Genomic DNA, 19,621 nt, shown 5'->3' with positions numbered 1-19,621 from the left:
CGGGTCGCCGGGTGCCGGGCGGCGCTGCATGCCGTTCGCGTCCGGTCGCGGTCGCTGTCCGGTCTGCTCGCCGGGAGGCGGGTAGGCCCCGTTCTGAGGCCTCGGCCGGGTGCCGGTCTGCTCGGCGGGCACGTCCGGTCGACGGCGCCTGCCGGTCTGCTCACCGGTGAAGTTCTGCGGGGCTGCCTGATCGGCCATCGGCGGCCGCGGGCGCGTACCCGTCTGCTCACCAGGCCGGTGAGCTGCGGGCGGCTGCTGCCGCGGGGGCTGAGGCTGCTGAGGCTGCTGTGGCTGTGCCGGTGGGTCGGGCAGTGCACGCCTGCCCGTGGCGGGTGGGTCTGGCAGGGCACGCCTGCCTGTCGTGGGAGTGTCGGGCGAGCCTGGCGGGACGGGTCGGGGGATGTTCGTCCTGCTGTGCTGCTCGATGAGGTCCGAGACGCTCAGGCCCCCAGAGCCTTCCATCGAGCGACGTCTACGGCCGGTCGGCTGGTCCTGGTGCTGGGGATCCTGATCACCACGGGAAGAGGGGCCGCCACGTCGGGGGTCGTCGGGCACCCAATCTCCCTTCTGGGTCAGAAGCTAATACCGGTTCGTCATTACGAGATGACGACGACCGGGACACAAGGGTTGCATCACCGGCGTGTCAGTTGCGCCCGCGATACTACGGATGTAGCCGACTTCTGACGACCACTCCGGGTGATACGGCTTCGATCAATACGCGATTACGCGCAGTCCGCTTGCCCTGAACGGGTGAGCCAGCTCACTCAGTAGTAACCGAGAACACGTGTCTCGGTGATAGCACGCCGGCCGGCCGCTGCGCCGGCGAGGTGGACCCGCCCGTCCGCACGGTACGCCACCGCGTTGCGGCCCGACTGCTTGGCCGTGTACAGGAGACTGTCGGCTCGCAGCAACTGCTGCTCAGCGCCGACCGCCGGGCGTTCCGGTGCCTCGTCCGCGGGCGCTCGTACGCCAGGCCCGCGCTGACCGTCACGCGAAGCCCCGGCGCGACCTCCTGCCACGGGTGACGCTCGACACGTTCGCGGGCCGCCTCGGCGATCTCCACGGCCGTTGCCGCGTCCACGCGCGGCAGCACGAGCACGAACTCCTCGCCGCCGTAGCGGGCGCAGAAGGCGCCCTCCGGAAGGCCCTGCTGGAGCAGCTCCACCACGCGTTGCAACACTCGGTCGCCGAGCAGGTGGCCGAAGCTGTCGTTGACCTGCTTGAACCAGTCGAGGTCGATCAACGCGATGGCGAGCCCGTGCCGGCACGCGCCGTGCTCGGTCAGCAGACCCATCAGCCGCTGGTCGAGGTAACGGCGGTTGTAGGAGTCGGTGAGGCTGTCGCGCAGGCTCTGCTCGCGGGCCTCCGCGTGCTCCCTGCGCAGCCGGTCGACCTCGCGGCGCAGCTGCTCGGGAACGTGCGGCTCCTCGACCCGGTCGGCGTAGACAAGGTCGAGAGCGGAACGCAGGTGCTGGTACGCCTGGCGCCACTGGCCGCGGGAGGCGAGCAACGTCGCGATGGACTCGTGCAGGCCGACAAGCCCAGGACCCTGCTTGTCGACGCTGGCGTCGGCCTGCTGGGTCTCTGCGATCTCAGGTCGCAGCGCGGTCATCGCGGTCACCTCCTTACCTGCCAGGTGTCGTCCCCCAAGAGGCGGCGCTTGAGCAAGAAGGACGCGTGGAGGCGGGATTTCCCCCGTCCGGTTGACCGTCAGCTGCTCCGATCCAGTGAGCTGAAGTGATCAACAACCCGCTCAGCCACCGAGGCAGGGCGCGAACCCGTAAACCTCGTCGTCCAGCATCACGACGTGCAGCGATCCGATCTGGCTGCCGATCACCGCGTCCTCCTGCCGCAGCGTGACCGTGACCGCCACGACGTAGACGTTTCCGCGAGGATGAGCTTTCTCTCCAGGGGGTGCCCAGTCGGCGTCCATCCGAAGCGTTGACCAGGTCGGTTCGACTTTGATGGTGGCACCGCGCAGGTCGCACGTCTTCTGCCGGAAGTCCGGATGTTGGGTGTCTTTCAGCAGTTTCTGCTGCTGCGACGCACCCTCGTCGCCCGCCTTGTTGAGGCGCTCGTAGTACGCCTTGAACTTCGCGCGGTCGCCGTCGCCCAGCTGGACCGGTCGTGCGGTGCCCGCGACCGGGCCGGCGCAGCCCGCGAGAAGCGCGAGCGAGGCGAGGAGGACCGCGATGCGTTCAGCCACCGGAGTGCATCACGTCCGCACCGGCAGGAACCGTGGCGTCCTCGGGGTCGTCGAGCCACCCCTCCGGCAGCACCACCTTCGCCGAGGATCCCTGCCTGCCCCGCGGCCCCTCGGCATTGTCCGGGAAGGGGACGGCGGGGTCGAGCTGCCCGATGAGGTCGTCCAGCTGCTGCAGGCTCGACACCATCGCGAACGCCCGCCGCGTGTCACCGCCGACCGGGAAGCCGTGCCAGTACCAGGCCATGTGCTTGCGCAGGTCGCGCAGGCCCTTCTCCTCGCCGTAGTGGGCCGCGAGGAGCTCGGCGTGCGTGCGCAGGATGGCCGCGACCTCACCGAGGTTCGGACCCTCCGGGACGGGTTCGCCTCTGAACGCCGCCTGCAGGTCGCGGAACAACCACGGCCGGCCAAGGCATCCACGTCCGACGACCACTCCGTCGCAGCCCGTGCCGGCGACCATGTCGAGCGCGTCCTGGGCGCTGAAGATGTCGCCGTTGCCCAGGACCGGAATGCTCGTCACGGCCTCTTTGAGCTTGGCGATGGCGGTCCAGTCCGCCTTGCCGGAGTAACGCTGTGACGCCGTGCGCGCGTGCAGTGCCACGGCCTGTGCACCCTCGTCCTGCGCGATACGTCCCGCGTCGAGGTACGTCAGGTGGTCGTCGTCGATGCCGATGCGGAACTTCACGGTGACCGGCATGTCTCCCGCGTTCCGCACGGCGGCCCGCACGATCTGCCGGAACAGCTCCCGCTTGTACGGCAACGCCGCCCCGCCGCCCTTGCGCGTCACCTTGGGCACCGGGCAGCCGAAGTTCATGTCCATGTGGTCGGCGAGGTTCTCGTCCACGATCATCTTCGTGGCCTCACCGACGTTGCGCGGATCGACGCCGTACAGCTGCATCGACCGCGGGTGCTCGTCCTCGTCGAACGTGATCATGTGCATGGTCATCGCATCGCGCTCCACGAGGGCGCGGGCGGTGATCATCTCGCAGACGTAGAGCCCGGCCCCGTACCGTCGGCACAGCTGCCGGAACGCCACGTTGGTGATGCCGGCCATGGGCGCCAGCACAACGGGCGGATCAACGGCGAACGGGCCGATCTTGAGGGTGGCTGGAACGGACACGCCCCCCAGGTTACGGCACTGACCAGCCGCGATCTTCACCAAGAGTGACCGCGAACGCGTCCAGAACCGCTACCTGGTGGCGACGTTCGTCACGTTCCGCCGTCAGTCCACCGGCGCGGCCAATGCGGCGGCGAGCGCGTCGTAGTTCTCCTGGTCGAAGGCGACCAGTCTGACGTGTTCCACGTCGGTTCTCGTCGCCCTGATCGTCTCGACGGCGACCTGGGCGGCTTGCCTGTGCGGGAAGCCGTAGATGCCGGTGGCGACGGCCGGAAACGCGATGGTCCGGACGTTCAGCTCGTCGGCCACTTCCAAGCAGCGGCGGTAGCACGAACTCAGGGTTTCGGCTTCACCGTGGGCACCGCCGTCCCAGACCGGCCCGACGGTGTGAATCACGTGCTTGACGGGTGGGTCGAGGTTGAACGCGGGCGTCGCCATCGCATCGCCAGGCTCGCACGGTGCTATCGCGGCGCCCGCCTCAGCCAGTTGCGGACCAGCCGCGCTGTGCACCGCCCGGTCCACGCCACCACCGCCCATGAGCGACTCGTTCGCGGCCGTCACGATCGCGTCCACGTTCTCGGTGGTGATGTCGCCCAGCACCACCTCGATCGTCCCCATGCCGTGAAGCCTGGCACCTGCGCGGTTCGATTCGGGAGGACTTCACGGAACGCGAACACACCCGGTGCCCCGATCGGGTCTCAGAGGCTTCTGCCAACATGCCCCTGGAGGTGGTCTAGGCGTGGGGGCGGTTCAACTGATCAGGTCCGGGTTCGAGCGGTTCTTCGTCGACGGACCGGTCGGCAAGCCGACCGGCGGCGGCGAACAGCAGGTCGTCACCGTGCAGCAGGTGGGTGAGCTGGCCCTGCCGACCGGCAGGCTCGTCGCGGCAGACCCGTTCGTGCTGTGGCCGGAGGACGCCGAGGCGTTCACCACCGAGGTCGAGCCGGGCACGTACCCGGTGTCGGTCTCCCTGGTCTCGTGGGTCGACAGCGACGGCTTCCCCGACCTGAGACAGGGCTACCGCGTGGCCGCCGCGAAGGTGACGGTCCAGGACGAGGCCGCGTACTCGTGGACGCCGGCCGTGCTGCCGGGCGAGCTCGTGCCGATGCAGCAGCCCTTCGGCTACGACGTGAAGTCGAGCACCGGCGCGTTCTTCGACCTCGCCGCCGCACCCGCGCTGGACCGCCTGGCGGCCGACGACGAGGTGGGCAACTGCGACCTGATCGACGCCCTCGGCAAGGTGGGCGGCGGCCGCGGCCCCGCCAACGTCACCGATCCCGAGTCCGGTCTGAACGTCGTGGCGTTCTCCACCGGCTGGGGCGACGGCGTCTACCCGACCTGGGTCGGGCGCAACACCGCGGGCGACCCGGTCGCGTTCGTCACTGACTTTTTTGTCATCAACCGCTAGAACCGCACGTTCACACAAGCGAGCCGAGGCCCGGCCGTGCCGGCCTCGCCGGGCTTGGTGTGCGTGTGCTCGTTGTGCAGCACCACAGATTGTGCGTGCCGTTCAACAAACTGCCAGTCCACAGTGGACGATGTGTACGCGAAACCTTTGCCGTCCGTGTGGACGTCGAGCCAGATCTCGTTGCGGGGATTGGCATACGCCGGATCGACCGAGGGCTGCACCGGGTCCACCACGTTCTGGTAGTGCGGTCCCGAATCGGCCGGCGCCGCACCGCACTTCTTCACGTGGACGTGCGCGCCGTAGGCCCGGTGTGGCAGCAATCCCTTGAGCTTCAACAACACCGTCGTGCCACCACCGATCGTCGGCACTCCGAGCACAGTCACCTTGGCTCCGTCCGGAACCTTCGCCGCGTCGTACGTGACCGCCTTCGCCGTGGGGCTGTAGTTCTGGAACTTGGCGGACGTGTGAACCACCTTCGCGGGTTCGGCGTGCGCGGTTCCGGTGAACATGAGCGCGGCGGCAACCGCGACAGCAAACGTCTTCATGGCTCTCTTGCTTAGCGGTATCGGCCGCGCTCCGCCATTTTTGAGACGGGACCGGCGTTTCAACTGGCCGGTTCCGGGTACGTGAACATGGTGAGTGAAGCCGAGGAATCCGACCAACGCAGACTCGCCCGCAACGTCAACGAGCTGCTGCAAGAACTCCGCGTGGCCCAGGCGGGCGTGCAGATCCTGTTCGGTTTCCTGCTCTCCATCGCCTTCACCGAGAAGTACGCGTCCGTGAGCGGCTACATCCGGGTCACTCACCTGATCACGGTGCTGTGCGCCGCCATGGCGGTCGCCTGCCTCACCGCCCCCGCGGCCTGGCACCGGGTCCTCTTCCGCAAGGGCCGTCGCGAGGACGTCGTCCGCTCGGGCAACACCTTCGCCCTGATCGGCCTCGCCTTCCTGGCCCTCGCCATGACCGGCACCGTCCTCCTGCTGGCCGAAGTGATCCTCGGCGGCTGGCCCGCGGTGGTGGTCGGCGTGCTGGCGTTCGCCGTTTTCGCCGGTCTTTGGTTCGCCTGGCCTTCAGCCCAGCGTGCTCACGAACGCGAGAGCCCCTAACCCCACCGCCACCGGCACAGCCATCAGCACGTTCCGCCTGGTGGGCCGCGGCTGCTCGCGTATCGCCTGCACCCCCAACGGCACCAACGCAACGCACAACCCGACGGTCCCGACGATCGACAGCGCCTCGGTGCCCTTCAACACCCCGAGCGGCAACAACCCCATGGCCGCCAACGCGGCTGCCCTGACCGGCCCGAGCACCCCACTGCGGTACGCCCCGATCGCCAGCACGTACCACCCGAACATGATCGTGAAGGACAGGAAGCTGAACAGGTGCAGCTCCGAGTAGCCCTGCGCCACCAGCTCCGTGGCCCCTTCGACGCCCAGGCTCCTCGTCGCGCTGAACGCCGCCTGATCCACCCCGGCGTGAAACGTCCGCTCGAACAAGCCGACCGTCACCAGCATCCCGCCCCAAGCCGCCCACTTCGGCCTCTTCTCGCCGATCCGCTGCACGAGAAAGGCCACCGCGGCCCACATCACCACGTTCCCGGCGAGGAACGCCGTGTACGCCGCTTTCATCAACCCCGGATGCTCGACCACGGCCCGCAACTGGTCCGGGAAGAAGAAGTTGAACGGCGACCGCAACAACGTGCCCACCAGAAGCAGCACCGGTCCGAGCACCAGCGCCGCGCCACCAACCCACCCGTTCGGAAACCTCATGGCCGTTGACGCTTCCACCGCACCCGTTGCCGTGGATCGGCCCTCGGTCCGAACGTTCATCTCAGACCACGGTCCTAGACCCCTAGGTGTTGACCCTGCTTTCTCCCTGAATCGCAAATCCGTTCCGTCGCAACAGGTGCAGGGCCCCTACCGTCATCCCATGAAAGCCGCCGTCCACACGAAGTTCGGCCCGCCCGACGTCGTCCAGGTCGTGGACAGGCCTGTCCCCGTCCTGCGCTCCGGCGACGTCCTGATCAAGGTCCACGCCACCACCGTGACCACGGCCGAATGCGCGATGCGCCGCGGCGAACCCCTGTGGGGCCGAGTGATCCTCGGCCTGCGCCGTCCTCGCTCCAGGCTCCGCACCCTCGGCCTCGAAGTCGCAGGCGTGGTCGATGCCGTCGGCCCCGCCGTGATCGACTTCCAGCCAGGCGACCAAGTCTTCGGCTTCACCGGCTTCGCAGTGGGCGCCCACGCCGAGTACGTCCGTCTCCCCGCCACCGGCTCCCTGGCGATGAAACCAGCCGCCCTGACCTTCATCGAGGCAGCCGCCGCGGTGGACGGCGCCACCACGGCCCTGTTCTTCCTCCGAGACAAGGCGAAGGTCCGTCCCGGCCACCGAGTCCTGGTGAACGGCGCATCCGGCAGCATCGGCACCTACGCCGTCCAGTTGGCCAAGCACCTCGGCGCCGACGTCACCGCCGTCTGCGGCCCGACGAACGTGGACCTGGTGAAATCCCTGGGCGCCGACGAGGTCATCGACTACACGGTGCGCGACTTCACCGCCGACCTGGACGCCTACGACGTCATCTTCGACACGGTGACCAAGTCCTCGTTCCGCCAGTCCCGCCGCTCCTTGCGTCGTGACGGCAAGTACCTCCCCACCACGGGCTTGGCGAACAACCTCTGGGCCCTGTGGACAAGGCTGCTCGGCGGCAAGCGCGTGGTCGCCGGCATGTCCGTGAACAAACGCGCGGCCCTGCCCGTCATCAGCTCACTGGTCGAGGCGGGCAAGCTGCGCGTAGTCGTCGACCGCACCTACCCATTGACCGAGATCACCGACGCACACCGTTACGTAGACGCAGGTCACAAGCGCGGCAACGTGGTCATCACGGTCGCGAGCTGAACCCGTGGCCCGGCTGCGGCGGAACCTGAGGCCCATGCCCAGGCGGCGGAAACGGAGGCCCGGACGGCACCGGCCCCGGCCGCTGAGCCGGTGCGGCCGAGATCCGAGTCCTGTCGAACTGCCCGATCGCGACAGCGGCACCGATCAACGCCACACCACCGATCGTGAGGCTGAGGTAACTGATGGTGTCGACCAGCCCGCCCGGCCCTGCATACGTGGCCGAGTCGGTCCTGCACGTCATCCGAGGGTTGGTCCCGCCACCCTCGGACCTGCAGCTCCACGACGCGGAGATCGGACCACCCGACATCCGGGCGTCGACGGCGATCAAGATCATGCCCAAGCCGGCCGCACCGATGCCGAGAACGATGAGGGCAACACGGACAATCCGGAGAAAGATCACGCGAGGGACGTTAGCCCGCACAGCCCAGCGTGTCCCCGAATCGCAACATCTCACTCGTGAGCTGCGCAGATGAGGCCGGTTCCGACTCGATCCCAGATTCCCGCGGACCGAGTGTCGATTCGCGCCCTGCCCGTTCGACACGTTGGTAGACGGACAAGGACCCGATCCGCCGATGGCGAAATTCGGGTGAGACGGGCGCGGCGATGCGGAACACTCGGGCAGACCGATGAGTTCTGTCAGACCTGCCGGTCTCTACTGGTGTCACGACGAACGTTGATGCCGGCGGCCTTGGCCGCGACACGACAAGTGCCAGAAACCTAGTGAGGGCCTGACATGCCTGCTGCGATCCAAGACCGACCGACCGCGCAAGCGGGCCGAACGCCACTCGTGGTGCGCCTGCTGGTGCTGGCCACGTTCGTCGTGATCCTCAACGAGACGCTCATGATCAACGCGATCCCGCGTTTGATGGAGTCGTTGCACGTCACCGAACAGGCGGCGCAGTGGGTGTCCACCGCGTTCATGCTGACCATGGCCGCCGTGATCCCGATCACCGGCTGGTTCCTGCAGCGGGTCACCACCCGCCAGGGGTACGCGATCGCGATGGGTGTGTTCCTGCTGGGAACCACCCTGTCCGCCGCCGCACCGACCTTCACGGTGCTGCTGGCCGGCCGCATCGTGCAGGCCGCGGGCACGGCCGTGATGATGCCGCTGCTGATGACCACGCTGATGACCGTCGTGCCCGAGCAGGACCGAGGCCGGGTGATGGGCAACGTGACCCTGGCGATCTCGGTGGCGCCCGCACTCGGCCCAGCCGTGTCCGGACTGATCCTGCAACTCGGCTCCTGGCGCCTGCTGTTCGTGGCCGTCCTGCCGATCGCGGGAGTCGTGACCTACTTCGGGCTCCGCCAGATGACCAACATCGGCGAGCCGCAGGTGAGCTCCATCGACTGGTCCAGCGCGGCCCTGGCAACGCTGGGCTTCGGCGGCCTGGTCTACGGCCTGAGCCTGTTCGGCGAAGGCGACGCCAAGCTCGGCCCGACCATCGGCATCGTCATCGCCGGCGCCGCGGCCATCGCGATCTTCGTCCTCCGCCAGCTCAAGCTGCAACGCACCGGCGCGCCCCTCATGGACCTGCGAACCCTCGGCTACCGCACCTTCGCGCTGGCGTTGGCCATCATGTGCATCGGCTTCCTGGCGATGCTCGGATCGATGATCCTGCTGCCGCTCTACCTGCAGAACCTGCGAGGCCTCAGCCCGCTGCAGACCGGCCTGCTGCTCATGCCGGGCGGTCTGGCCATGGGCTTGCTGGGACCGACAGTCGGAAAGCTGTACGACCGGTTCGGCAGCCGCCCGCTGGTCCTCCCCGGCTCGATCGGCATGGTGCTCTCCCTCGCCGGCTTCACCCAGGTCTCGATGACGATGCCGTACTGGCAGGTCCTGGCACTGCACGCGCTCCTGATGGTGAGCCTGGCGGCGACGTTCACGCCCATCTTCACCCTCGGCATGGGCGCGCTTCCGCCGCACATGTACCCGCACGGCAGCTCGATCCTCGGGACCCTGCAGCAGGTCGCGGCCGCGCTCGGAACCGCGCTCGTGGTGACCGTGATGTCTGCACGCGCAGGTCAATTGGTCGCCGACGGCGCCGCCGCTGCGTCTGCTCAGCTGAGCGGGATGAAGCTGGCCTTCGTGGTCGCGACTGTTCTCGCCGCTGCAACGATCGTCGTTGCGGCCATGCTGCCGAGCCGAGCCACCGCGGACGCTGAGGCCTGAGTCGCCGCGTGAGCCTCCCGTTCGGGTGCCGTACGGCCCGAAGGGGAGGCTCGCTGAGCGAGTGGGCCACACAACCACGATGTGCTGGTCGAAGGCCCTGAGACCACAATCCGCCCGGTGGGCACCCGTCGCCTGATCGCGGGTGGGCCCCGGACATGTCCAGTCCAGGGCCCCGGTTGGCCGCCCATTTGCGCACACCAGCGACGTTTAAGAGTCGGATCAGTCCTTAGGTCGCCGCGCTCTTCCGTTGAGCTACGGCCGCATGGTGGAGCGGCCAGCAGGATTCGAACCTGCACCTCGGCGAGTCTTGTCCGTTCTCGGGCGATCTGGCGTTCGGCGGAAATGCTGAACCTGGAGCGAGAGTCTGAGCTTGATCCCGGTTGCCTCTGCCAATTGGGATATCCCGGCGTGATGGTGCCGGGAGAGGGATTCGAACCCCCACTTGTGACCGAGTGGTTCAGGCTGACGTTTTCAGTTTCAGCTTTCACGCTCCCATCGGGAGCGCACCCCCGCGCTCCAGCGGGGGAGTCTGTCGACGCTACCGAAACAGGTAGCCGAAGACCACCTCACCGACATGCTGGTCGGTGATCTCCAGATTGTTGGCCTCTTCCCGGGCGAACTTCACCGCGTGCTGCAGCTTCTCCACCCGGTCGATGAGTTCGTTGACCCGCCGGGCAGGCAGCGCACCGGAAAACTTCACCGTGGTCCAGTAACCCACCGGAATGTCCTCGTAGTACACCTCGACCTGCGCCGGGTGCTTCTCCGTGGCTTCGGCCTTGACGTGGTTGCGCGGCACCTTCTTGGTGCGGATGGTCCGGACCTGCTCAGTGCGCCAATAGTCGGCGGACTCGTCGAAGTTCCAGTCCTCGGCCGCGTCCAGCAGGGGCAGCTTCTTCACGAAGGTGTGCAAGTCGGTCAGCTGCTTCTCGAGGAAGAGCAGGTACGACACGGGTACGTCGCGGAGCAACGTCTGCCCGTCGACCACGACATCAGCTTTCGCGACGCAGTTGGCCCAGTCCTTGGTCGCTGTGACGTCGAAGAGCCGAGTCATCACGGCGGCGGTCTTCCGCAGCACATCCTCGGCCTTGACTTGCACACGAGTGGACTCCGGCGGAAGCACCTCGCCGTCCTCGTCCTTCGGCTGGTACGTCCGGGAGATACCGGCCAGCAGCGCGGGCTTCTGCAACCCGTGATGCGCGTCGGTGAGGTCCCGAAGCGTGCCCCCTTTGACACTCTTCTCCACCGCGATGATCTGGTTCAGCTTCGTCATGCCGCACCCCCCTTGGTCTCGCGCACCCTACTTGCTGAAAAGCCATGCCTGCACGCGATTTCAGCTCGCCGCAGCGACGGGGTACCGCGGCCACGCACCACGAGGTTGCACCTGCTGTGCCGTTGCCACTGTCGGGTCGGCACAGCTGTTCGGCGTTCCACTCCACACCTGGCATGGCGAGCAGGGCGGGTCGCCGGATGCCGTTGCTTGACGAGTCAGGGTGTAAGCGCGTCAAGGACGTATCAGCGATCTTCCAAAGCGAAACCCCCAGGTCTGTGACCTGGGGGTTTGGTGGACCGTACAGGTCAGCATAAGAACCCGGTAGTAGCTGCTCAGGGGCCTGAGCTATCCATCAAGGCTGTTGGCCCCCGTGGGAAGAACCAGTGGAGCTAGCCACAGCCTGGGTTGCCTCTGGCCGGTTGTGACCGAGCTGGCTTAAGACCTGTACACGCAGGCCCGGAGGCGCCATTCGGGCCTGCGTGCACGCACTCGTGCCTAGACCTGGCTGGGCGACTTCTGAATGGTCAGCGACGGATCGCCTAGCGGGTGCGTCGTGCTGTCGAAGAACCTGACCTTGTTCTCACCAAGCAACTCTGTGATGCGAGCCTTCTCTTGGATGATCCACTGGTCCGTACTGCGCGGATAGATCGACACGGCGACTTCGCGGGGATCGCCTTCGTTCAGCGCGGCGACGATGTGCTTGTCCTGTTCCCCGAGCGAGTGTCCGAATACGACAGTGTTGTGGTGGTCGTTCCGGAGTGAGTCCAGACAGAAGCTCAGGTACGGCGACCGCCCTATCGTTTGCAGCTTCGCTCTCGATGACCCCTCGCTGACGAACAGCGGCCACTTGCTCGACCCAGGCGAGTAGTTTCGGGCCAGCGACAGCAGGTTCCCGTCGTTGGCACTGGTCCACTTCCCGTTGTTCCCACGGTCGTCCTGCCAGAGATGGATCGCGCCGTGGAGGTGGTACATGGCCGTCCGACCCCGCACCTCCACGTTCTCAGAGTCGAACGTGTGCCCTGTGCTCCAGAAGAAGTCGATGACGGTCCGCCTCGTGATCCGGTTGACCGCGTCTACACGAGCCCAGTACATGCAGACGTCGTAGTTCGTCGTGTAGACGGCGTCGTGGTCCTGGATCACGCTGGCGATCTTGTCGAACCTGTCGTCGGTGAACTGGGACCAGCCGACGTGTACGTCATGGACAGCGCCAAACAGGGCGTCTCTGACGTGCTCGTACTGCGCGTCGATCTCCTTGGTCGAGTTCCCCAACGCCTCGACGACCACGTGAGCGTGGTGGATAGCCTCCAGCACCGTCTCGAAGTTGGTGACGCCAAGGTCAGAAAACACCGCCTCGGCCACCGCGGAAAGGTTTGCCCGCTCGTACAGGCTCGGGTAGGCGAAGTCACCCCACAGGTTGACGGAGGCACCGTTTCCGACGAGCAAGGTCGGCCACTCGGTGCGGTCCTCGACGTCGAACCACTTCTCTAGCTTGGCGGTCTGCGTTGCAGTGCTCGCCACGATGCCCTCCCACGAGTGATCCTGGACCGTGCCCAGGCATTCTCCACCCCAGTGCTCCTCGGCCTGGTGATATTGACTCAGCCTCGCAGGTCTACCAGCAACTTCTCTGCCTCTACCTTGGCGGGTGCTGAGAACGGAGTCTCTGTACCGCGCCTGTCCGCGATCCGGATGGCGTTCGCACAATGCATGAGCTGCGACAGCCTCCCCGATCGGGTTTGAAGGTCATCAGCGAACTCGGCCTCGACCTGTGCGAGAAGCTGCGGGTCCGGCAACGACGCCTGCCACAACGTGGCCGCGTCGTGGCCACGTGGTGCCAGCCCCCAGTCGGCCCAGTCGATCAACAGGCCGGAGACGGTGACGTTGCCCCAGTGGAGGTCGGCGTGCGCTGTCGCCCACTCGTCGACCGTCGTGTCCACTCCTTCGAACACCTGGCCGATTCGCAGCGTCAGGTGGTCCTGACTCACGCCCACGCGTTCGGTCTTGTGCTCGCTGAGCGCTTTCAATGAGCTGCGCATCCCCGCCCACCACGTGGTCGGGAGCGCCTTGGCCGCCTCCAGACCGCCCGCAGACCTCACAGACGGCGAAGCCACGAACTCGACCTCATCAGCACGCCAGACCAGGTCGCGAGCCGGGTCAGCCCACGTGGTGCTCTGGAACCAGCCCGGAATCGGGACGTTCTCGATCGTCGAAGCGGCCTCAAGGCCGACCCACGCAGCGCTCTTGAGTCGCCAGGTGAGCCGCTGCTCGATTCGCAACCATGTACCGCGGCTGGTGCGGAATCCCTCGGTCACTCCGCCGACGCCGTGCACGACGGACGAGCGGTCCAACACGAGATCAAACACGCGCTCGACGTGTTCGAGCACGTCATCGTGCGGGTTCGCACTCGTGTCGAAGCTGACGATGGGCCGAGGCTGGCGCGGCTGCTCTGCTGACACCGAACAAAGTCCTTCCTGACGATCGACGGCAATCTTCCCGGACGGGCTGATCAGCCGGGAGCGGTGATCAGTTCGCGGTATTTGTCGACGGCACTGAGATTCACTTCGAGTTGGATCGCGGCGCACAACTCGCTGAGGTGTCGTTCGTTCCCAGTGCCGACCGCCAGCCTGGTGCAGTGTGGCAGCTCGAACGCCAGCCTGAACGCAGCCTGGACGGGCGTGTGATCCTGTTCCGGTTCGAGGAAGCTGGACAGGTCGGTCGTCGTCCAGGTCGGATTGCTCGTGCTGCCGCCGAAAGGACTCATGCCCCAGCGCTGGTCCGCGTCGAGGTTGAGCTCCCAGCCCAGGCTCTCGCCGGCGTCGAGTTGCTTGGCGGTCAGCGACAAGCCCGCGCGAACCATCAGCGTGCTCGGCGTCGGACAATCGGAGCCAGCACGCAGCACCTTCGCCAACGGCGCAGGATCCCAGGAGGCAACTCCCCAGGCACCGCAGAGGCCCGCGTCTACTGCGCGTTCCAGCTCTTCGCACGCGTCTGCGAAGTGGTCGTGTGCCTGCGCCGGATGAAGAGTCTTGAGGGTTTGCTCAGGGTTGTGCAGGAGGATCACGGCCGGTGGGACACCGAGGTCATCGACAGTCTGCTCGATCGCCTGCCGCAGGATCCACCGACGAAGTGAGTGGTAGTTGCTGTTGCCGACCGGGAAGTAGCCGACCTTCGTGGAGATGGTGAACTCGTGGATGAGCTCGCCCGCGGCCATCGCCAGCTCACGATGGCCGTCGAACGCCTGGTAGTTGAACGCGGTATCTACGTCTGTGATTCCGACGCTCAGTGCGTGCTCAAGCAGTGCGTGGCTGGGACGAGTCCGGTGAAAGCCGAGTGCAACGCTTCGGTCAGTTCTGCGCACAACCCCTCCCTCATGAAGGTCTCGGCGAGTGGGGTCGGGTCGATGCCGGTGAGTCCAGCCACCCGTTCGAGTGAAACGGGGTAACCGGACAGCAGCAGCCGCACCGCGTCCTCGGCGCGCCGAGCGAGCCGAAGCCGCTTGCCGACGGCGAGCACCGTGACCTCGTCTCCCCTCACCTGGATGTGCGGCGGGAACGGAGTAACGCACACGACATCGGTGACCGGGCCGAACAGGCCCCCGGTGTGGACGTAGCGCACGGGTGGCTGTTCTCGCTCCCGAGCTGAGAGGTAGGACGGGATGGTGAGGGACTCGGTGTGCCGCAGCAGCTCGGCGTAGAGGACGTTGTGTTGGACCTCCTGATCGTCCTTCGCGCCGAAGCGGTCGAGGTCGATGCGGAACAACAGGTCGGTACGCATCCTGTCCGCCAGCCACGCCGCCCAGTCCACGCCGGTGCGCTTCACGAAACCGAACGTGGCATGGAGGCTGTAGCCGTTGTCGTCCTTGTCGGTCCGAGTCGCCGTGTGCCAGTAGCCGCGCGGAATGTGCATCACGTCGCCGGGCTGCATGGTGCCCGCCCACTCGATGTCCTCGCTCGGCTCGGAATTCGGCGAAGCATCTCGGTACATCGGAGCCTCGCGCGAGGCTCCCCGCACCTCCCACGACTTTTCGCCGGCGAGTTGGACCACGACAACGTCGTGGTCGTCCCAGTGAAGACCGAACCCTGCGGCATCGGCGGTAGTCAGGTAGGTGTTCACCTGCACGAGCTCATGGGACCACCATTGCAGCGCCCGACATGCCACTTCCATCGTGGGATCGAAGGTGTCCATTCCGTCGACGACGAGAGTGCATCCGGCTTGCATCAGATGAGACAGCGTGTCCATGTTCGCCATCGGCAGGCTCTGTCCGCGTCTGCTGACTGTGGGCGTCAGGAACTGGTTCGGGCGCAGCTCGTCACCCTTCTGGAAACAACGGAACTGCGGCGGCGAGAGGCTGCGTCGCATGGCGATGTCCAACAACCCCTGCGGCGTCAGCATCCGCTCGCACAGCTCAGGGTCGTCCACCGAACCACGGGCAAAGCCGCGGCCCAACGGCGCTGCGCTGTCCCACCCCAGCGCCTTCTCGATCGACTGAACCAAAAGGTGTTCCACAGGTCCTCCCCTGATCGTGAGCACCGTTGGGGCACCACCACGTTGTGATGCCCCAACGGCTTTGGCGAACTTCAGAACCGAGCAAGCTTCAAGCTCGTGCTCTTCGCTGGGTCAGGCCAGGACGAGCCCCGTCTCACCACCGCCACTGTCTGCCGGGATGTTCAGGCCGTCGCCGTTCCAACCGTCACCGCCCGCGTCTTCAGACGCGTCGGAGTGAACGGCATCTGCCCGACCTCGCACGACCGACAGACTGTCGACCGCCAGGACAAGCGAACTCACGCTCTGCATCTCCATTACCTCCCCTCGTTGGTGAGTAGTTCCAGGCCAATGTGGAGGCGCCGCGCAGGCACCTCGCAGGAAGGAAGATCAGCTCGCGCAGACGCGACGCCCAAACGCAGCTAGAGCTGCTGCCTGTGCTTCGCGTCCGAGTACGGCTCAAGTTCCGTCAAGCCGGAGACGACCAGGTGGAGAGGGCCGACGCAGCGGTAGATCGCAGGCGACGGCTCGAACGGAGCCGCCCAGTTCCGATGCGCGGGTACGCGGAGCGCAACCGCGTATGTCTCAGCCCAGACGGCGACGGTGTCTACGTATCGCGGAAACACCCTGTAGTAGAGGACGCCGTCGTCACTGCCCGTCGAGTTGGGCAGCGGCAGTGGCTGCAACCCCATCCGCTGCATGCGCTCAAATGAGCTTTGGACGTTCACTAGTCTCGGTTCTTCCGCGACTGCAAGGCTGCTCATCGCTGCAATGCCGTCTGTGTGCACGACATGACGGTCGCCACGAGGGGTAGCACCGTTGACTCCGACTTGGGTGGGCAGACCCAACGAAGCGTTTCAGAGTTACAGGTCGGGCTCGGAGGCAACGTGAAGTAAGAGCCCTCGCCGTAGTGCGTAACTCCACGAAGGGAGAGGACTCCGAGATTCGTGATGCTCGTCGGTTGCGACATGCAGAGGAACCCCCACTGCCTGAACGATCCGACAACCTCCAGCACCGGCGCGTCCAGCCCCAACAGCTTCAGCGAGTGGTTGACCTCACCGCCCAGCCCACTCGGCATCAGCATGACGTCCGCGAGTTCGCCGCACCGAAGCAGGACGTTCAGTCCCTCCGCGATAACCGGCCAGCCGAAACCCCTCGTGTAGAAATCGGCCGCGGGAGACGAAGGGCGAGCTGCCGCCGCGCCAATACCGGGCAGCTCGCCCTCCGCCGAGATCGCCAGGCGTGCGAGAGGGATACCGCCTGCGACCTCCGTTCGCAGCACCGACCGCGTGCCTGGCGGAGTGGAAGGGGCAACGCGTCTGCCATCGGTCTGCGTAGTCATGGCGCAATTTCCCTTGTCGTGTTCGCTGGACCATCGCCGTTCGGGCAGCCCTCTGTGGTGACTCGAAGTTATTGCGCTAGCCCAATCGGGCGGAGTAGCCAGAAGAGGTGGCCATTAGCAACAGGCGGCCAGAGGAGGTGGCCACAATGGGTGCGCTTGCGCCCAACGCACCGGAGGATGTGGGACATGCACGAGCCGACCATCGGGCCGTTGCTGCGCGCCTGCCGGAAGGACGCACTTGCGTCACAGCGGCAACTGGCGGCGTGGCTGTCGGATCGTGCGGGCAGGCCTGTGACTCGTCATGAGGTCTCCAGATGGGAAAGCGAGACCAGGTTGCCGACGCCCTTCTGGCAGAGGCACCTGGCCGCGGCCTTGAAAGTGGACGCCTCCTCCCTACGAAGGGCGGTGGACCGCGCCAAGGCCAAGCGCCAATCCTTGACATGCGGCAACGACCAGCCCGAAGGGGGCGATGTGCAGCGACGTGAATTTCTTGGTGCTGTAGCTGGACTTGCGGCTTCGTTGCCCAGCCTCGCACGCGCTACGTATGGGCAACGGCTCGGTGGCAGCGACGTCAAGCGCCTTCTCAACGAGACCGCGCGTGCTCGCCGCCTTGACAACTACTTCGGTGGCGCCGACACGTATCGCATCTACGCGCGGTTGCTCGAAGAGACCGAGGCCCTCGTTCGTGCTGCCAGTTGCACCTCCGAGACGAAGCGAGCCTGCACCGCGGTGATCGCAGAGCGGGCGCAGCTGGCAGGCTGGGCGGCGTTCGACGCCGGCTTGCACACCGAGGCGACGGAGCACTACCAGACCAGCTTCGACGCGGCGACCGAGGCGGGGCACTCGGTGTTGGCCGGAAATGCGCTGGCTTTCCTGGCCTACCAACAAGTTACGTTCAAGAACCCGAACATCGACATGGCGATCGCGTCCTACGAGACCGCCAAGAAGCACGCGACGCCGCGAGTGCAAGCCTTGTTGCTGGAGCGAATGGCTTGGACGCATGCCGTGGCTGGGCAGGCGGATGAGACCGAACGTGCCTTGGCCGCCGCTGCGGAGGTCGTCCATCAAGCCAGCAACCGACCCGAACCAGACTGGGTGTTCTGGGTCGACGAGGACGAAATCAAGATCATGAGCGGGCGTTGCTGGACGCAGCTTCGCCGGCCACTGCGCGCAGTCCCGCTTCTCGAAGACGCCCTCGGTCGCTTCGATGACACGCACGCCCGAGACAAGGCGATCTACCTGACGTCCCTGGCACACGCCTACCTCGACGCAGGCGAGGTTGAACAGTCGGCAACTATCACGCAGCGAGCAATCGACCTAGCGATGGGCGTGGGCTCGGTGCGACCGGTCGAGCGCATCAGCAACGTGACCGATCGGCTTCGGCCGCACCGCTCCCTCTCGTCCGTGACAAGTGTCCTGGATGCCGCGGCAGGACTGCCTACCGCTCGTTAACGGATTTGTCGAGCCATGCCTTGTAGGCCTCGGGAGCTTCGGCGATGGGGATCGCCGTGAGCTCCGGGTTGTCCCACGGGTGCTCCTGAAGCAGGTGCGCCTCCAGCGCGAGGTACCTGTCGGCCGTCGTCCTGAGGGTCACCTGCCACTCTTCGCCCTCGCCCATCTCACCGTTGTGCCAGAAGAACGATGTGTTCGGCCCGGAAACGAGGGCAGCACCTGCCAGGCGAGCCGCCACGGCAGAGCGAGCAAGGCTCGCGGCGGTGTCGCGGTTATCAGCAGTCGTCGTCACCTGCAAGTAGTCGCTCACACCCACAGCCTATTGCGCCGGTGATCCGGCGCGCTGCCGATCGAGCCAGCCTCTCGCTGCGCCTTCTGCTGAGTTGGCCATTCCTGACAGAACAGCACAGCAGGAAGCTCCAATTAGGACGTTCAGCAGCTCGCATCTTTCACATCCAAACACAACCGGAATACATCGAAATCTGATGTATTCATGTGAGCGATCCCACACAAAGCGTGAGCAACCCAAACGCGATTTACTTCCATCGGCGCAAGTATTCGCACGCATCCAGGCAACGCTTATTGCACTATTCGGCCCCGAACTAAGCCGATCTTGGCCGCTCACCGGCTGTCGTCAGGGTCGGCACCCACCGTGAACAGGGTGTTTGACTTGACAACGTCACGGTTTCTAGGCATGTTGGAATGATCGTTTCGCCGCCCCTATGGGTGGGCGGCGCGTGAGAGCTGGGGGGCTCATGAAAAAGCGTCGTGGTCGACGGCGCGGCTCACGTGCGGAGGAAGCGTTGTTGTCGGTTTGGCTGGCTGAGCTATTCAGCGCCGGATACCTGCGGGTGTCCGGCGGTAACTCTCGCTGACCGAATCCGCAATCGCTTTTCTGGCCGCTGGAGGCGGCCACCGCAATGACTACGAAGAACGCCGCCATGTCCACTGCTGGCTCGGTCGCGCTCGACGACCTGGCGCACGATGTCGAGCTGCTGCGGATCGTTGAAGAGCAGATCGGCAGGCTCACGAGCCTGAAGAACACGTTGCGCGGCACGCTGAAGGCGCGCCTCGGTGAGGCCCAGATCGGCACGGTCAACAGCGTGCCCGTCATCCGCTGGTCGTCGGAGTTCCGCGTCTCCGTCGTGGTCGGGGTGCTGCGGCAGCGCTACCCCGAGGTGGCCCGCGAATGCGAGGACATCAGCCAGGTCCGCAAGTTCGAGGTCCTGGCCGCCGCGTGAGCACCCGGACGAAGTCCGACCGGTCTCGGGGGACCGGTCGGGCTGTC

At 66.1% G+C, this 19,621-nt stretch carries 20 protein-coding genes; 6 read left to right on the top strand and 14 right to left on the bottom strand.

What is annotated here, in order from left to right; all coding sequences use genetic code 11:
- From FXN61_RS19310 to FXN61_RS19290, 5 genes are all read right to left on the bottom strand, one after another.
- Window positions 1-198 (bottom strand): hypothetical protein (locus tag FXN61_RS19310; RefSeq protein ID WP_223165514.1); only part of this gene is annotated, 198 nt, incomplete at its 3' end.
- A gap of 562 nt (window positions 199-760) precedes the next feature.
- Window positions 761-1,612: a GGDEF domain-containing protein gene (locus FXN61_RS19305; protein ID WP_376770682.1), complete on the bottom strand. Its 852-nt coding sequence runs from the start codon at window positions 1,610-1,612 to the stop codon at window positions 761-763.
- 141 nt (window positions 1,613-1,753) lie between these two features.
- Window positions 1,754-2,206, bottom strand: a complete 453-nt coding sequence (locus FXN61_RS19300) for a hypothetical protein (protein WP_188135245.1) — start codon at window positions 2,204-2,206, stop codon at window positions 1,754-1,756.
- Entirely contained in the window at window positions 2,199-3,332 is a 1,134-nt protein-coding gene (dusB, locus tag FXN61_RS19295) for a tRNA dihydrouridine synthase DusB (RefSeq protein ID WP_167975449.1), read from the bottom strand. Before dusB ends, FXN61_RS19300 begins: the two co-directional genes overlap by 8 nt.
- 93 nt (window positions 3,333-3,425) lie before the next feature.
- Window positions 3,426-3,938, bottom strand: coding sequence for a macro domain-containing protein (locus FXN61_RS19290; RefSeq protein WP_167975443.1), 513 nt, complete (start codon window positions 3,936-3,938; stop codon window positions 3,426-3,428).
- A 121-nt stretch (window positions 3,939-4,059) separates the two neighbouring features.
- Between FXN61_RS19290 and FXN61_RS19285 the strand changes: the two genes are divergently transcribed.
- On the top strand, window positions 4,060-4,728 hold the full coding sequence (locus FXN61_RS19285) for a DUF4241 domain-containing protein (RefSeq protein ID WP_167975442.1): 669 nt from the start codon (window positions 4,060-4,062) through the stop codon (window positions 4,726-4,728).
- Here the strand turns inward: FXN61_RS19285 and FXN61_RS19280 are convergent.
- On the bottom strand, window positions 4,725-5,273 hold the full coding sequence (locus FXN61_RS19280) for a superoxide dismutase (protein ID WP_167975441.1): 549 nt from the start codon (window positions 5,271-5,273) through the stop codon (window positions 4,725-4,727). The genes FXN61_RS19285 and FXN61_RS19280 overlap by 4 nt on opposite strands.
- A gap of 87 nt (window positions 5,274-5,360) precedes the next feature.
- On the opposite strand from FXN61_RS19280, the gene FXN61_RS19275 reads away from it, so the two are divergent.
- Complete coding sequence (locus FXN61_RS19275; protein ID WP_167975440.1) at window positions 5,361-5,834, top strand: DUF6328 family protein; 474 nt, start codon at window positions 5,361-5,363, stop codon at window positions 5,832-5,834.
- On the opposite strand, the gene FXN61_RS19270 is transcribed toward FXN61_RS19275, so the two are convergent.
- Entirely contained in the window at window positions 5,799-6,494 is a 696-nt protein-coding gene (locus FXN61_RS19270; protein ID WP_167975439.1) for a hypothetical protein, read from the bottom strand. The two genes, FXN61_RS19275 and FXN61_RS19270, sit on opposite strands and share 36 nt — an antisense overlap.
- A 160-nt stretch (window positions 6,495-6,654) precedes the next feature.
- On the opposite strand from FXN61_RS19270, the gene FXN61_RS19265 reads away from it, so the two are divergent.
- Window positions 6,655-7,620, top strand: a complete 966-nt coding sequence (locus FXN61_RS19265) for an NAD(P)-dependent alcohol dehydrogenase (protein WP_167975438.1) — start codon at window positions 6,655-6,657, stop codon at window positions 7,618-7,620.
- Here FXN61_RS19265 and FXN61_RS19260 read toward each other — a convergent pair.
- Complete coding sequence (locus FXN61_RS19260; protein ID WP_167975437.1) at window positions 7,604-8,020, bottom strand: hypothetical protein; 417 nt, start codon at window positions 8,018-8,020, stop codon at window positions 7,604-7,606. The genes FXN61_RS19265 and FXN61_RS19260 overlap by 17 nt on opposite strands.
- 333 nt (window positions 8,021-8,353) lie before the next feature.
- Between FXN61_RS19260 and FXN61_RS19255 the strand changes: the two genes are divergently transcribed.
- The gene (locus tag FXN61_RS19255) at window positions 8,354-9,790 is read left to right on the top strand and encodes an MDR family MFS transporter (protein ID WP_167975436.1); all 1,437 of its coding nucleotides are present in this window, start codon (window positions 8,354-8,356) and stop codon (window positions 9,788-9,790) included.
- 538 nt (window positions 9,791-10,328) lie between these two features.
- Here the strand turns inward: FXN61_RS19255 and FXN61_RS19250 are convergent.
- The 5 genes from FXN61_RS19250 to FXN61_RS19230 form a co-directional block, all read right to left on the bottom strand.
- Window positions 10,329-11,060, bottom strand: coding sequence for a DUF7873 family protein (locus FXN61_RS19250; RefSeq protein ID WP_167975435.1), 732 nt, complete (start codon window positions 11,058-11,060; stop codon window positions 10,329-10,331).
- A 495-nt stretch (window positions 11,061-11,555) separates the two neighbouring features.
- Window positions 11,556-12,578: a DUF4917 family protein gene (locus FXN61_RS19245; protein ID WP_167975434.1), complete on the bottom strand. Its 1,023-nt coding sequence runs from the start codon at window positions 12,576-12,578 to the stop codon at window positions 11,556-11,558.
- 77 nt (window positions 12,579-12,655) lie between these two features.
- Window positions 12,656-13,513, bottom strand: coding sequence for a phosphotransferase (locus tag FXN61_RS19240; RefSeq protein WP_312877854.1), 858 nt, complete (start codon window positions 13,511-13,513; stop codon window positions 12,656-12,658).
- 50 nt (window positions 13,514-13,563) lie between these two features.
- Window positions 13,564-14,415 carry an aldo/keto reductase gene (locus tag FXN61_RS19235; protein WP_167975433.1) on the bottom strand — a complete coding sequence of 284 codons (852 nt, stop codon included), beginning with the start codon at window positions 14,413-14,415 and terminating at the stop codon, window positions 13,564-13,566.
- On the bottom strand, window positions 14,337-15,563 hold the full coding sequence (locus FXN61_RS19230) for a JmjC domain-containing protein (protein ID WP_167975432.1): 1,227 nt from the start codon (window positions 15,561-15,563) through the stop codon (window positions 14,337-14,339). Before FXN61_RS19230 ends, FXN61_RS19235 begins: the two co-directional genes overlap by 79 nt.
- 1,504 nt (window positions 15,564-17,067) lie before the next feature.
- Here FXN61_RS19230 and FXN61_RS19225 point away from each other — a divergent pair.
- The gene (locus FXN61_RS19225) at window positions 17,068-18,333 is read left to right on the top strand and encodes an NsdA family TPR-like regulatory protein (RefSeq protein WP_167975431.1); all 1,266 of its coding nucleotides are present in this window, start codon (window positions 17,068-17,070) and stop codon (window positions 18,331-18,333) included.
- Here FXN61_RS19225 and cutA read toward each other — a convergent pair.
- Window positions 18,320-18,643 (bottom strand): divalent-cation tolerance protein CutA, encoded by a 324-nt coding sequence (gene cutA / locus FXN61_RS19220; RefSeq protein WP_312877852.1) that lies wholly within the window; start codon window positions 18,641-18,643, stop codon window positions 18,320-18,322. The genes FXN61_RS19225 and cutA overlap by 14 nt on opposite strands.
- A gap of 610 nt (window positions 18,644-19,253) precedes the next feature.
- Between cutA and FXN61_RS19215 the strand changes: the two genes are divergently transcribed.
- Window positions 19,254-19,574: a hypothetical protein gene (locus FXN61_RS19215; protein WP_167975430.1), complete on the top strand. Its 321-nt coding sequence runs from the start codon at window positions 19,254-19,256 to the stop codon at window positions 19,572-19,574.
- Window positions 19,575-19,621: the final 47 nt, after the last annotated feature.

The sequence above is a fragment of the Lentzea indica genome (genome assembly GCF_012184385.1).
In the GTDB taxonomy this organism is placed as follows: Bacteria; Actinomycetota; Actinomycetes; order Mycobacteriales; family Pseudonocardiaceae; genus Lentzea; species Lentzea indica.
The sequence above is the reverse complement of the archived record's forward strand: the minus strand, read 5'-3'. Positions and strand labels throughout refer to the sequence as shown.